The 15,069-nt window shown below is 58.0% G+C and carries 8 protein-coding genes; 5 read left to right on the forward strand and 3 right to left on the reverse strand.

The genetic code is table 11. The features are described 5' to 3' along the window. Window positions 1-46 precede the first annotated feature (46 nt). The 3 genes from AB4Y89_RS13610 (at window position 47) to AB4Y89_RS13620 (ending at window position 4,527) form a co-directional block, all read left to right on the forward strand. The gene (locus AB4Y89_RS13610; protein ID WP_442301477.1) at window positions 47-1,891 is read left to right on the forward strand and encodes an alpha-amylase family glycosyl hydrolase; all 1,845 of its coding nucleotides are present in this window, start codon (window positions 47-49) and stop codon (window positions 1,889-1,891) included. Between the two features lie 199 nt (window positions 1,892-2,090). After that, window positions 2,091-2,915 (forward strand): glycoside hydrolase family 16 protein, encoded by an 825-nt coding sequence (locus tag AB4Y89_RS13615; protein WP_442301478.1) that lies wholly within the window; start codon window positions 2,091-2,093, stop codon window positions 2,913-2,915. Between the two features lie 154 nt (window positions 2,916-3,069). Beyond that, on the forward strand, window positions 3,070-4,527 hold the full coding sequence (locus AB4Y89_RS13620; RefSeq protein WP_442301479.1) for a GH1 family beta-glucosidase: 1,458 nt from the start codon (window positions 3,070-3,072) through the stop codon (window positions 4,525-4,527). Between the two features lie 147 nt (window positions 4,528-4,674). Here AB4Y89_RS13620 and AB4Y89_RS13625 read toward each other — a convergent pair whose 3' ends face one another. Both AB4Y89_RS13625 and AB4Y89_RS13630 read right to left on the reverse strand, forming a co-directional pair. Next, a complete protein-coding gene (locus tag AB4Y89_RS13625) occupies window positions 4,675-6,963 on the reverse strand; it encodes a GH92 family glycosyl hydrolase (protein ID WP_442301480.1) in 2,289 nt (762 codons plus the stop codon). A 95-nt stretch (window positions 6,964-7,058) separates the two neighbouring features. Next, window positions 7,059-8,378: an aminotransferase class V-fold PLP-dependent enzyme gene (locus tag AB4Y89_RS13630; RefSeq protein WP_442301481.1), complete on the reverse strand. Its 1,320-nt coding sequence runs from the start codon at window positions 8,376-8,378 to the stop codon at window positions 7,059-7,061. Between the two features lie 317 nt (window positions 8,379-8,695). On the opposite strand from AB4Y89_RS13630, the gene AB4Y89_RS13635 reads away from it, so the two are divergent. Then, on the forward strand, window positions 8,696-10,087 hold the full coding sequence (locus AB4Y89_RS13635; RefSeq protein ID WP_442301482.1) for a Gfo/Idh/MocA family oxidoreductase: 1,392 nt from the start codon (window positions 8,696-8,698) through the stop codon (window positions 10,085-10,087). A 121-nt stretch (window positions 10,088-10,208) separates the two neighbouring features. On the opposite strand, the gene AB4Y89_RS13640 is transcribed toward AB4Y89_RS13635, so the two are convergent. Further along, window positions 10,209-11,393, reverse strand: coding sequence for an ROK family transcriptional regulator (locus AB4Y89_RS13640; protein WP_442301483.1), 1,185 nt, complete (start codon window positions 11,391-11,393; stop codon window positions 10,209-10,211). Between the two features lie 339 nt (window positions 11,394-11,732). Here AB4Y89_RS13640 and AB4Y89_RS13645 point away from each other — a divergent pair, with 339 nt between their 5' ends. Next, window positions 11,733-15,038 carry a carboxypeptidase regulatory-like domain-containing protein gene (locus AB4Y89_RS13645; RefSeq protein WP_442301484.1) on the forward strand — a complete coding sequence of 1,102 codons (3,306 nt, stop codon included), beginning with the start codon at window positions 11,733-11,735 and terminating at the stop codon, window positions 15,036-15,038. The last annotated feature ends 31 nt before the right edge of the window (window positions 15,039-15,069 follow it).

Here is a 15,069-nt window from a genome sequence, read left to right on the forward strand (position 1 = left end):
CGCGAGAGGGCGGTGCCGTTCGTTTCTCTATGATATGGAGGCGGAAGTGAACTGGAAGATACGTGCATGGGCTGCGGGTGTCGCGTGGTGTGCGGCTGCGGCCTACGCGCAGAACGCACCGCAGAACGCACCTAAGATCGAAAAGATCGATCCACCCAACTGGTGGGCGAATATGTCCAAAGCCATGCTGCTGGTGAAGGGTGAGAATCTCAGCCACGCGACATTCACGCTGAGCGATGCACACCTACGCATTGCGCAAGTTAAGAGTTCGCCCAATGGTCACTGGGCGGAGTTGTGGCTGAGCGCTTCGCCACAGAAAGCAGAAGAGGTCACTATTTCGGCTCGCAATACGGCTGGAAAGGGAAGCGGTACATACAAGTTTCTTGCGCGGCGTAGTGCCTCTGATGGCTTCGCCGGATTCTCGTCGAAAGACGTGATGTATCTCATCATGACGGACCGCTTCGCCGATGGAGATATATCGAACGATACAGTGGGCGATCGTGAGAAGATTCGCGGATGGCATGGCGGCGATCTGCGTGGTGTGATGCAGCATCTTGACTACCTGCGGGAGCTTGGCATCACGACGCTTTGGCTGACGCCGGTCTATCAGAATCATGAGGCCGACAGTTATCACGGCTATGGCGCGACCGATATGTACGCCGTCGACGAGCACTATGGTTCGATGGACGATCTCAAGGCCCTCAGCGCTGCGCTGCATCAGCGTGGTATGAAGCTGGTGCTGGATACGGTGCCCAATCATGTCGGCCCGAAACATCCGTGGGTGGAGGATGAGCCCGAGCCGGACTGGTTTCACGGCACCCGTGCAAAGCACAGCGTGGCCCAGGGAGACTTCAAGCCGCTGACTGATCCGCATGCCTCCTGGCGCGACCAGAAGAATGTCACTGAGGGATGGTTTGCCGACATCCTGCCCGATATGAACCAGGAGAATCCTGTGGTCTCGCAGTACCTGACTCAGAACGCTGTCTGGTGGACGGAGATGACTGGAGCCGATGGACTTCGCCTCGACACCTTCCCGTATGTTGGCCGCAGCTTCTGGTATGGCTTTCACGCGCAGTTACACAGCTTGTATCCAAAGCTGACGACCCTGGGGGAGGTCTTCAATCCGGATGCAACGATCGTCTCGTCCTTTGCCGGAGGAGTGACGCGCAACGGCATCGATACCGGTCTCGATACGCCCTTTGACTTTCCCAGCTACTTCGCACTGCGGGACGTCTTTGTGAAGGGAGAGCCCATGACGAAGCTGGCGGAGATGCTACGCATGGATACTCTCTATCCACATCCTGAGCGTCTGACACCTTTCCTCGGTAATCACGACACAACACGGTTCCTCTGGGAGAAGGGCGCCATGCTGCCGCGGCTCAAGCTTGCCTTTGCGGTGTTGCTGACCATGCGGGGCATGCCGCAGATCTATTCCGGCGATGAGATCGCGATGACCGGTGGAGAAGACCCCGACAACCGCAGAGACTTTCCCGGTGGCTGGGCAGGCGATAGCCGGAACGCCTTTACCGCCGGCGGCCGGAGTGCGCAGCAGGCAGAGATGCATGACTGGGTGCGTGAGCTGGCAACACTTCGCAGCAGATGCGATGAGCTGCAGCGCGGGGAAGAGCAGGTCCTGCTCGCGGACAAAGACACGATGGTCTACGTTCGTGGCGATGCTCTCAATCTAGCAGCGGATGGCAAACGCAGAGTCGTAGTCGCGATCAATCGGTCGCAGGAGACCCGGTCGATCCAACTCGCAACGTCCGATACTAGTCTTGCCGGTGGCAAGACGATCGACATGCTGCTGGGGAATGGCACTGCTAACACTCCCGGCGAGCAGCTCGAGCTCAAACTTTCAGCGGAGTCGGTCACGATCTTCAGCATCCGCTAGCCACTGTTGTATCCCTCCCTTGCATCTCCCATGGGGAACGCTACGGCGTTCCCCATCTTTTTGAAACCCGCTGGAGCATTTTCCTGTGGGTGTAATGTAGGGCTTCCGCATCTATGGGCGGTTTCCGCAATGAAAACGCCGCTGCACACCCCTTCCGGGATACCCAGTAACAGGGAAAACGCTCTATAGTCAGGTACAAATGTCTCGCATCGGATCAGCCATCGTTGCCGGCGCGCTGCTGCTGTGTCTTGTCCTGCATGCCGCGCCCGCGTCTGCTCACACCCACTGGAAGCTCACCTGGAGCGATGAGTTCAACGGTGCTGATGGTGCGCCGCCGGATCCGACAAAGTGGTCAATCGTTACGGGTGGCCGTGGATTCGGCAACCATGAGCTGGAGCAGTACACCGACCGCAGTGAGAATGTTCACCAGGAACGTGGTCATCTGGTGATTATGGCCCGCAAAGAGGCATTCACCGGAACGGACGGCATCGCGCGTGAATACACCTCGGCTCGTCTGCAGACGAAAGGAAAGTTTGCACAGAAGTACGGCCGCTTCGAGGCTCGTATCCGCATTCCGAAGGGACAGGGGATGTGGCCGGCGTTCTGGCTTCTGGGCTCCGATATTGATGCGGCAGGTTGGCCGGCGTGCGGCGAGATTGACGTCATGGAGAATGTCGGCTTCGAACCCATGAAGGTGCATGGCACGTTGCACGGTCCACGCTACTCCGGCGACAGCCCGCTGACCGGGGCATATACGCTGCCTCGCGGAGCGTTCAGCGATGACTTTCATGTGTATGCGGTCGAGTGGGATGAGCACGAGATTCGTTTCTTTGTAGACGGCCACCTCTATGAGACCCAGACGACGGATAGTATTCCGGGAAACAAGCGCTGGGTCTTCGATCATCCCTTCTACCTGTTGCTGAATCTTGCGGTCGGTGGCGACTGGCCGAAGAGTCCGGATGCGACGACACAGTTTCCGCAACAGATGCTTGTGGACTACGTTCGCGTCTATCAGCCCCGGTAAGTCATACTGTTTGCGTAACCGCTGGAGCATTTTCCCTGTAGGTGTAGTGTAGAGATTCCGCATCTATGGGCGTTTTCCGCAATGAAAACGCCACGGCACGCCCATTCCGGGATACCCTGCAACAGGGAAAATGCTCTCAAAGGAGTTTGCTGAGATGTTGCTTTCTTTTTCCCGGCGCAGATTTGCGCAACTCTTGGGCGCCGCCACCGCGGCGCTTCCGTTCCGTGGAGTCGATGCACTCGCAGCAGCTCCTGGGGACGCTGCCGTCCGGCCATTGGCTTTCCCAAAGGGATTTCTCTGGGGCTCTGCGACCGCTTCCTACCAGGTAGAAGGCGCCGCGAAGGAAGATGGGCGAGGGCCATCGATCTGGGACACTTTCTCGCATACGCAGGGAAAGACGCATAACGGCGATACCGGTGACGTGGCCGACGACTACTATCACCGCTATCGCGATGACATCCGCCTGATGAAAGATCTCGGGCTTACTGTCTGCCGGTTTTCGGTGTCGTGGTCACGCATCTTCCCCAATGGCACGGGTTCGATAAACCAGCAGGGTGTTGATTTCTATAAGAAGATGGTCGATGCCATGCTGGAGGCTGGGATTCAGCCTTACTGCACGCTCTATCACTGGGATCTTCCGCAGGCGCTGCAGGACAAGGGGGGATGGGAGAACCGTGACACCGCGCAGGCATTCGCGGACTACGCAGGGTATGTGGCCTCCAAGCTCTCAGACCGCGTGAAGCATTTCATGACGACCAACGAAATTCGCAGTTTTGTCGAGCTCGGTTATCGTGAGGGAATTCATGCTCCGGGATTGCGCCTGGACCGCGCAAAGGTCGCGCAGATCGCGCATCATGCGGTGCTGGGGCATGGACTGGCTGTGCAAGCCATCCGCGCGAAGGCGGCGAGCGGTACGCGTGTCGGCCTGGCGGAGAATCCGACTGTCACCAATCCCGCGATCGAGACGGAAGAGCATATTGCAGCGGCACGTAAGGCCTTCCGCGAAGAGAATGCGATGTATCTCTCGGTCATCATGGAAGGTCGTTATACGGACCTGTATCTGAAGCAGCTCGGCGCCGATGCTCCGAAGTTTACGCCGGAGGAGCTGCGTACGATTGCGAGCCCGTTGGACTTCCTTGGCATTAACGTCTATGCGCCCACCTATGTCCGCGCCGATGCCGGTGAGCGGGGATATGTGATGATCACGCCGCCATCCTCGTTCCCGAAGATGGCCAGCCCGTGGCTGACCGTGGGGCCGGAGAGCTTGTACTGGGCTCCGAAGCTGATTCACGATCTCTGGAAGGTGAAGGAGATGTACATCACTGAGAACGGCGCGTCTTCGGATGATGTGGTTGCTGCGGATGGTCACGTTTACGATACCGACCGCGTGATGTATCTCCGCAACTATCTGACGCATCTACAGCGTGCCATCAGTCAGGGTGTTCCGGTAAAGGGATACTTCCTCTGGAGTTTGCTGGATAACTTCGAATGGGCGGATGGATACAGCAAGCGCTTTGGGATTGTGTATGTGGATTTCGCTACACAGAAGAGGATTCCAAAGTTGAGTTCGCAGTTTTATGCCGAGGTGATTCGGCGTAATGCGCTGGGGTAGAGATTAATAAAATCATTTTGTCTTTGACAGGAAACTTGGGGCAATCCCTGCCCACCCTAGCGTTGCGAGGGTGGGGCACCCTGCGGCGAAGCTGCTGACGCATGAAAGCCGTGGGCTGAATGCCCACGGCTTTCATGTAGCTCTACCTTATTGCGCGAGTTCGAAGCGTAAGGTTCCGCCCTGCTTCAGGGCGTCGTGCGTGAGTTGGGAGTCCGTGATCTTCTTGCCATTCCAGGTCACTTCGCGGACGGTGAACTTTCCGGCTTCGACGCCTTTCGCGATCACGTGCAGCTTCTGTCCGTTGGGTAAGGAGACAGTCGCATCGTCAAAGCGTGGAACGCCCAGCGTGTAGACCGGTACGCCGGGGCATACCTGGTAGAGGCCGAGTGCACTGAGTACGTACCACGCGCTCATCTGGCCCGCGTCGTCGTTGCCTGCAAGGCCGTCGGGGCCATCTTTGTACTGGCTGTCCAGAATGGCACGCACGTGTTGTTGTGTTTTTTCCGGGGCTCCGGCCAGCGCGTACAGATATGCGATGTGGTGGCTGGGTTCATTGCCGTGTTCGTAGTAGTTCTTCGCGAAGAGCTCATCGAGCTTGGCGACAAACTTTTCCCGGCCGCCAAGATACTCCACCAATCCAGGCACATTTTGCGGAACGAAGAAGGTGTACTGCCATGGCAGGCCCTCGGTGATCCACGAGACATGGACTGTTGGATCGAAGGGGGCGGCCCATGATCCATCGCTGTTGCGTCCGCGCGCGAAGCCTGTCTTCGGATCGATCACGTTCCGCCAATTCTCTCCGCGCTTTGCAAAGAGGGCTGCGTCTTCGGTATGTCCCAGGGCCTTAGCAAAGCGGGCCAGCATGGCGTCGTCGTAGGCATACTCCAGGGTGCGCGAGACCTGTTCGTTCTTATGGAAGGCGTCATCGATGTGATCTTCCAGCGGGATATAGCCGTACTTCAGATAGGAGTCCAGGCCGCGGCGGCCTTTGCCGTCGAGATACTCGGCGCGATCCTGCGGCATGGTCAGTGCGTTCTTACGCATCAGCTTGTAGGCGCTCTCGGTGTCGAAACCACGGATACCCTTCTGCCATGCATCGACGATCATGGAGATTGAGTGGTCGCCGACCATCTCGGAGGTGTAGCTGTTCCACGCCGGGAAGATGGGCAGATAACCGCCTTGCTCTCCCTTGGTAATGATCGACTGCAGCATCGAGGCTTCAAGCTTCGGATCGAGGATCATCATCAGCGGAGCCTGGGCGCGGAAGATATCCCACACCGAAAAGTCATCGAACTGTGTCTGGCCGGCAGCCACATGTTCCGGCGTTCCATGATCGTGGAAGCGGGGATACGTGCCGCTCACGTCACTGTATGTACGGGGCTGCAGCATGGCGTGATACAGCGAGGTATAGAAGACGGTCTTAGCCGGGTCGTTGCCGGCGATCTGGATGCGGCCCAGCGCATCGTGCCATGCCTTGTGCGCAACAGTCTCGATACGTTTGGCGTCCCAGTCGGCAATCTCTGCGTGAAGGTTGCGCCGCGCCTCCGCTTCAGAGACGAACGAGCTTCCCACGCGTACTGTAATGGTCTCTCCTTTATGGACGGCGCCGAAGTGCAGATATGCGCCGAAGCCGGGCCTAGGAGCCGAGACCGGATTCGTGGCAGCCGCAGCCGAAGCTCCACCGGTGGAGGTCATCATCTTCGAAACAACAACGACGCCTGCGGGCTTGCCGTCACCAACCTGCTTCGTAACGCCGTCATGCGCCTGGGCGCCGATATACGTTCCGGCCGAGGTGACCGGATGGTCGAACTCGGCAACATACCAGGCGCTATATCCAGCAGACTTACCGGAGCCGGCGTACTCGCGGCGGATCGGCACCTCTGCCGTTACTTCTTTTCCGGCCGCGCTTACATTCACCCAGCCCTCGCCGGCGCGGGCATTGTTCTCAAAGACCACCCATCCATCGGCCGCATCTTCAGTGAAGGTGAACCGAAGAATGCCCGCGCGCGAGGTGGCGGTGACGTACGCGGTTGCGTGAGCATCGGGCAGATCGACCGTGTAGACATAGGGAGTGGCATGTTCGCTACTGCGATCAAAGCTGGAAGAGCGTTCGACCGCGTCTGTCTTCAATGTGCCGGTGCCGGGCATCAGGGCCACGCTGCCGTAGTCAGGAACACAGCTCCCGCTCAGAAAGTGGGTGGCGCGAAGCCCCTGGATCCGTGTGTCGGGGAAGTAATACGGCGCGATGCACTTGATCTCTCCCGCACGCGTCTGCGGCGTCCAGTGGGTCATTGCGAAAGGGACGCCGACGGCAGGATAGGTCTGGCCTTCGTTCTGTGTCCCGGTGAGCGGATGCACCAGGTCTTCCGGCGTGGTCTGGGCGAAAGAGGGAAGGCTAAGCAGGGAGGCAACAACGAGTGGGATCAGTCGGGACATAGGTATCACAGTGGCTTCAGGATCGTGGAGCGGTGAGAGATGGCGCATGGCAAGGCAGGGCAGGCTATGAACCTGCCCTGCCCGATAGGAAACGTCTAAGCTTTTTTGCCGGCGGCGAGTTCGCCGATGGCATTGACGAAGCGGTCCAGATCCGCGAGCGTCGTGTAAACGTGGGGCGTGACGCGGATGCAGCGCACTCCCTCATAATCGATGCCGACCGTATGAATCTTGTAGCGGTCGAACAATGCGTTCATTAATTCTGCCGGTGTATAGCCCTCGACGCTGACGCCGCAGATGGCGCAGGAGAACCGTGGGTCCAGCGAGGTATGAAGCGTTACGCCCTTGATCTCGCGTACCCGGGTTGCCCAGTAGTTCTTCAGGTAGTGGATGCGCTCCTGCTTGCGGCGTGGACCGATGGCTTCGTGAAAGTTGATGGCCTCGCCGATACCCTGTTCAATCGGGAAGCTGCGCGTTCCCAGGGCTTCAAACTTGCGAATGTTAGGGCTATGAGGATCGCCGTAGCAGGTTAACGGCCACAGCTTGGCGATCTTTTCCTGCTTCACCCACATCATGCCTGACCCGATCGGCGCCGACAGGAACTTGTGCAGGCTGGTGCCGAAGTAGTCGCAGTGCAGGTCGGCGATTTTGAAGTCCAGCAGTCCGAAGGAGTGCGCTCCGTCGACGATGACTTCGGCGCCATGGGCACGCGCCATGTCGGCGATCTGCTGCACGGGCATGATCTGGCCCACCCAGTTGACGACGTGGGTAATGTGGACCAGTTTCGTGCGCGGAGTCATCGCCTGTTCGTAGGTCTTTACGACGGCGTCTACATCTTCTACCGGAAACTTGAAGGTGACCTGCTTGTAGACGATGCCGTCGCGTTCCGCCCGCTGCCGGTAGGCATTCATCATGTTCGGATAGTCGAACTTGCAGCCGACTACTTCGTCTCCGGCCTTGAGCGGCAGACCATAGATGATGGTGTTCAGCGCCTCGGTCGCATTCCGGTTGATGGCGATCTCTTCAGCGGAGGCGCCTGCAAGCCGGGCAAGCTTCTGACGGAGCGGCTCGCGGCCCTGGTCCAGGATCTGCCACATGAAGTACGAGGGCCCTTCGTTCGTCATCTGGTTATAGCGGGCGACTGCCTCCTGCACGACAATCGGGGCGGGAGAGACGCCACCATTATTAAGGTTCAGGATCAGCGGGCTGACCGAATAGCCGCGCTGGATCACGCCCCAGAAATCCTCGTTCTGCGCTACCGTTGCCGCATCGTGATCGTTAACCGCGCTGGCCGCCGCCTGCCATTCCTCCGCATGCGCCTGCTGAAAAAAACTGTTCGATGAAAATGCGCCGGCAAGGGCGGTCATCTTCAGGAAGGAGCGACGATCGTGCTGGGCCATACCAGCAATGTAGGGCATGCTCTTCTGTACGTAAACACGCTTTACCGTGAAGAGCCTTGCTGTTCACGGTGAAACCTTTGCAGACAGCGACGATTTACCGTGGGAATTCGCACTTGCAGCAGATTTAATTCAAATGACCATCATAAGTTCGCTAAACCATTGTTCCGTGAGGGAAACGGAAGGCGGGATGCCGAATTTCACCGGAAGTGTGTAAGATTGTCGCGCCTCTCAGGCCAGCCGGAATTCGTCGGCTTGAGGCCGGGTAATCGGCAATTGTTCCTTCCGCAAACGAATCAGGCCCGCTGGTGCGGGTTAACTAACAAGAGGGATGAGTCATGGAAACAGAGAAGAGCACGGAGAGCACGACCTACTCGCGCCGGCGGTTCCTGAAGACGTCAGCAGGCGCCGCGGTCGCAGCCGGATTCCCGGCGATTGTTCCGAGTTCCGTCTTCGGACAGAACGCCCCCTCGAACCGCATCAACATCGGCGCCATTGGCGTCGGCCGTATCTCCCGCACGCACGATCTTCCGAACCTCTGGAAGTACGACCAGGCGCGTATTCTCGCCGTCTGCGATCTGGATGCCGGCCGCGTTCAGGCAGGCAGGGAATTGATTGACGGCATCTATGCCAAAAAGACCGGCAAGCCCTATCAGGGGACATTGGGCTACAGCCACTATCACGAGCTGTTGGCCAACAAAGATATCGATGCGGTTGTGATCTCCACGCCCGATCATCAGCATGCCATTCTTGCCGTCTATGCCGTTCGTGCAGGCAAGGATGTCTATCTGCAAAAGCCTGCCTCGCTCACCATCGCGGAGGGCAGACGCATGGCAGACGAGGTCAAGAAGTCAGGCCGCATCCTGCAGATCGGTTCGCAGCAGCGGTCGTGGAAGCAATTCCGTCGCGCCTGTGAGTTGGTACGGAATGGACGCATCGGAGACATCAAGCACGTCGAGATCGGTCTGCCGGGCGATCCATCTGGAGGCAACCCGGCGCCGATGCCGGTGCCGGCGGGATTCAACTACGACGCCTGGCTTGGCTCTACGCCTGAGGTGCCATACACACTTGACCGCGTCATGCCCACCCATGGTTTCGATCGTCCGGGCTGGCTGCGCTGCGAACAATTCGGCGCCGGCATGATTACCGGCTGGGGCGCCCATCACGTCGACACCGCGCACTGGGGCATGAATACCGAACTTACCGGCCCGGTCGAGATCTGGGGAACGGCGGAGTTCCCGACCTCCGGATTGTGGGATGTCCATGGACCCTTCAAGACCAACGCCGTCTATGCGAATGGCGTGACCATGACCATCAGCGGAGAGTTCCAGAACGGCATTAAGTTTTATGGCACCAAGGGATGGATTTTTGTCTGCCGCGATGAACAGGCCTCGCCTACGGCTGCCGCGGGCGAGAAGGCAAAGATCGAGCCGCTGGTGGCGAGTGATCCGAAGATTCTCGATAGCGTTATCGGCCCGAATGAGACGCATCTCTACTACAGCGAAGATCAGCATGGAAACTGGCTCGACTGTATCCGCTCGCGTAAGGAGCCCATTGCTCCGGCTGAGATTGGACACCGTGCCTGCTCCACCTGCTTGCTGCACCACATTGCAATGAAGACAAAGCGTCGCCTGCACTGGGATCCGGCGAAAGAGCGCTTTGTGAAGGATGACGATGCCAACCGGTATCTCAGCCGCACGCAGCGAACGCCGTATACGTTGCCGGTGTAGAGGTGAATCCGGGTGCTTCAGGTCCCTTGGGGACCTGGGTATTCGAGCGAAGCTCGAACCGCTTTTATTTGTCATTTCTCCACTCCCTGCGGTCACTACGAAATGACAAACAAAAGAGCTCCTAGCGAAGTGCCGTCAACCGCTTGAAGCCCGTATGGCGTTGCAGCACGACTGCTGCGGCGCCGCGAAGACGAGCTGCTTCGCCATCGGCCAGCGCGATCAGCTTCGGCGGGCCTCCGGTCAACATGCGGGTGGAGAGTTCCGAGGCAACGATGGGTCCCACGGTGTCCCAGCGCAGCGTGATGTCGCCGGCAAAGAGAATCACCTCAGGATCGAAGGTCGCGGTCACGATGCGCAGTCCCCGGCCAATACCTCTGGCCTGCTTCTCCAGCGCGATCCGTGCTTTCTCGTTGCCGCTGGCTTCCATGTTGAGAAGCTGCTGAATGGTCGGTGTCTGGTTGGAGACAGCGCTTTCGTGGAAGTAGCGCAGCGCCGCCCTTGACGAGGCGAACATCTCCCAGCAGCCCACCTGTCCGCATGCGCATTGAGGACCGGAGTCGGCGATGGGAATATGTCCTAGTTCCCCCGCCATGCCGGTTGCGCCTTCGACGAGGTTGCCGTTTACCAGTAATGCTGCACCGACGCCTTCTGAGATGGTGACCAGCACTGCATTGCGAATGCCCTGAAGGCGTCCGAACCACTGTTCTGACAGCATGCAGGCATTGGCTGCGTTCTCCAGCTCTACCTGGAGTCCAAGCCGTTTCTGTAGTGCGCCGCGGATATCGAAGCCAACCCAGGGAAGGTTCGGCGCCAGGGCCAGCCGTTGCGATCGCTTGTCGACGCGGCCGGGGAGGCTGATGCCGACACCCTCGCATGTCTTGTCAGGGAACTGTGCCTGTAAACGCTTCATCCCTTCGGCAATGGCATCGACGCCTTGTTTGGCATTAGCGATCACGGGTACCAACGTGCGGTCGAGAAATCTTCCATTCAGATCGACAACGGCGAGAATGGTCTGCGTCGGGCGAACATCGGCGACCAGGATGACGAGATCGTCATTCATGGTCAGCATGGTCGGCCTGCGGCCCCGTGCTGTCTTGAGTATCTGTCCYTCGCGGATCCAGCGTTCTTCGATCAGGCCGTCGACGATGGCCGAGACAGTGGAGCGCTGCAGACCCGACCGTCGCGCGATATCGACACGGGAGATGGGTTGGTTGCAGCGCAAGACTTCCAGGACCAGATCGCGGTTGTGGTCACGAATCGGCGCAGCCGTGCGGGTGCTGGGAGCGGGAGATGGAGGACGTTTCATTCGAGCTGAAAAAAGTACCTCAATAAGAGCGCGTGTATTTATTTCACAAATCTCCCATAAATCACAAATTGTGGCTGATTTAGCTTGCCGTCGGAACCAAAGTTATTTCCGCGAACCAAATCGGGATTTCCTCAATTTTCTTCGGTTGTCGTAGAAAACACCCTCGATCAAATGCCTTGACACTCTTCCAAACGCAAACATATAGTTCGGTCCGCTTCCAAAAGATGCACTGGAGATGCACTGATGTCAAAAAAACGTAGCCTTCTTCTCTTGCAGTTCTTGTTGTGGGTCGGGTGTTTTTGGGGGTACCAAGCTTTCGGGCAGACACTCTATGGAACATTGACCGGTGTTGTTAGCGACGCGACCGGTTCCGTTCTTCCCAACGCACAGATAACCGCAACCAATCCATCCACCGGTCTTAGCCGCACCACCACGACGGACACCTCCGGCAACTATCAGTTCACTGATCTGCCGCCCGGAACCTACGACATCACCTTCTCCGCGCCTAACTTCACGCAGAGCGTAAGCAAAGGTGTCGCCGTCAGCGCCAACCAGACCCGCCGTATCGACACGACGATGTCGCTGGGCGCGGTCTCCGACAAGATTGAGGTCACCACGGCTCCGCCGGCATTGCAGACCGACCGTGCCGACGTGAACTACGAGATCACCAGCACTCAGGTGCAGGAGCTGCCGACGACCTCCACCGCCGGCCGTAACTTCCAGGGGCTCTATCGTCTGATTCCTGGTGTGCCGCCACCGACAGAGAACAACTCGCAGGCAGGTAACCCGGGCCGTACCCAGGCAGTGACGGCAAACGGAATTGCGAACACCATCAACTCCACCAAGATTGACGGCGCAGCTGTGGGATATCCGTGGCTTCAGTCCATCGTTGCGTATATTCCGCCGACGGACTCGATCGAGTCCGCCAACATTGTGACCAACAGCTTCAATGCTGAGCAGGGAGCTGCCGGCGGTATCGCGGCGAACCTGATCGTCAAGAGCGGTACGAACAACTTCCACGGCAGCGCCTGGGAGTACAACTCGATCTCGCAATTCAATGCACGTCAGTACTTCACGCGTGTTTCGACGACTCCGGTAACACCGAAGAACATCCTCAACGAGTACGGCGCGAACATCGGCGGCCCGATTATCAAAGACAAGCTCTTCTTCTTCTTCGGCTACAACAAAGTCTCCTTGCGCCAGTTCAAGACGGGCAATGCAATGAACGTGCCACTTGCTGCCATACGTGGAGGCAACTTCGCCGGTACTGGAGTTACGATTTACGATCCCACGACAGGCAATGCCGACGGCTCCGGCCGTACGGCGTTCTCGGGGAATGTGATTCCGAGTTCGCGTCTCAGCTCCGCTTCGCAGAAGATCCTTGCACTGTTGCCTACAGAAAAGATCAACGCTACCTCGAATAACTATCCGGGTGGGGCAATTCTGTCATTTGATCGCGCAGCCTATGACAGCAAGGTGACTTATAACCCAACGACGAAGATGACGGTCTTCGGCCGTTACTCCGTACAGCGCTCGCAGATCACTGATCCTCCGGCGCTTGGCAATGCGATCGGCAATACCTGGGATGGAGGTCAGCCTGGATCTGCACCTGGAACGATCCAGAACATCGGTATCGGCGCCTCGTATGTCGTTACGCCCAATTTTGTGATCGACGGGAACGTCGGTTTTGTACGCATCAATCTCGCTGCACGCGCTCCGGACTACGGAACCAATGTAGGTCTCGATACGCTGGGTATCTCCGGAACCAACGGTTCTACGCCGTTCCAGTCTGGTACGCCTGGTTTTATCGTCGCCAACAACTCAAGCTTCGGAAACTACATCCAATCCAATCCGTTCCAGTTCCGCGACATGCAGTATGTCAGCAACCTCAATGCCTCCTGGATCCGCGGACGCCACACGATGCGTTTCGGCGGTGAGTACGTACACTCCGCCATCAACCACCTCCAAGCAAACAATGCCGGTCCGCGTGGCCAGTTCACCTTCTCTGGTGGTGTGACCGGTAATAACAGTGGCGTTACCGCTGATGGCCCTACTTACTATCGTGCTGTGGCCGATCTTCTTCTCGGTATGCCGCAGGCGATCGGCAAGACAGTCCAGATGTTCCAGCCGAACGGCCCACGCTTCTCGAGCTTCAGCTTCTTCGCGCAGGACACCTGGAAGGCTACGTCAAACCTGACTATCAACTATGGCGTTCGCTATGAGTATTATCCCTTCGCGAACCGCGATCATACTGGCGTCTTCCGCTTCGATCCCTCAACCAGCAATGTGTTGATCGGTGGCCGTGGCAATGTACCGACTGACACTGGCGAAGACGTTGGACACGGCATGCTGGTGCCTCGTCTCGGAATCAATTACCGCATCAATGACAAGACAGTGATCCGCTCCGGCACGGGGCTAACGGTCGATCCGGAAAACTTCCGCTTCTTCCGCGACTCTTATCCGGCGCTGATTACGCTGAACAATACCGGCACCAATAACTATGTTCCCGCAGGTGCGCTTACAGCTGCGAACTCATCGGCGCCGAACATGAATACGCTGCCGAGCGGAACCCTGGCTGCGGGTGTTCCGACCGTAGGCGCGCCGGATATCTCGTCCGGTATTGTGCCGCTGCCGTACAACTACACGACACAGACCGCTCCGCAGAAGTGGCGCCGCGGTTATATCGAAACCTGGAACCTGTTTGTCGATCGTGACCTGTTCAAGGGGCTCGTCCTGAACATTGGCTATGTTGGCACGCATCACGTGCGTCAGGTCGTGGGTCTCGATATCAATGCCGGTGGCGTCAGCACTCTGGGCGCCAACAGTCGTCCACTCTTTGCCAATGCGAACGGCCCAGGTGGCGCGAAGCGCTACACCGGAACCATTCTGAATGTCCTTCCGTGGGCAGACGAAAAGTATTCCGGCCTGCAACTGCAGTTGAGCAATCGTAGCTCTGCGCAGTTGCAGTATGGCTATTCCTACACCTGGTCGCACTACATGAATAACTACGATGCGGACAGTACGCTCGGAGCCGTTGCCTTCAATACTCCGGCGTTGCAGAAGCGTAACTTCGCCAACTCGCAGTTCGACCGCAAACACCTCAATGTACTGTGGACCGTGTGGCAGATGCCGGTCGGTCGCGGACGTCGCTTCCTGAACCAGGGAATTGTCGGCAACCTCGTCGGTGGATGGGATATGAACACCATCATGACCTACTACAGCGGACGTCCGTTCCAGATTACGGATAACTCGCAGGCCGGTAACGGCGACACAGTTGTTCCGAACCAGGTGAGCCCGCTGCAACTCAGTGGAACGAAGTACACCAGCGGCTCCACTACGTATCCGTATTACTTCGTAAATAACGGCAACATCACCAAGCTGCCGAATGCGACTGCCAATGGAAACGTCGGCCGTAACTCTATCCGTGGCCCCGGCTACTTCAATCTGGATGTGGGACTCACGCGTAATATCCCCATCTGGAGAGAGATTGCTGTGGTTCTGAAGGCTGAGTCGTTCGACGTAACCAATACGCCGCAGTGGAGCAATCCCACGGCCAACGTGAATGACGCCGGCTTCGGCCAGATCACCAGCGTACTCTCCACCAGCAATCGTACCGTGCGCTTTAGCGGACGCATCAAGTTCTAACGAACACCTACCGAAGCGGGCCTCGTTCCTT

The sequence above is a fragment of the Terriglobus sp. 2YAB30_2 genome (genome assembly GCF_052114765.1).
Lineage (GTDB): Bacteria > Acidobacteriota > Terriglobia > Terriglobales > Acidobacteriaceae > Terriglobus.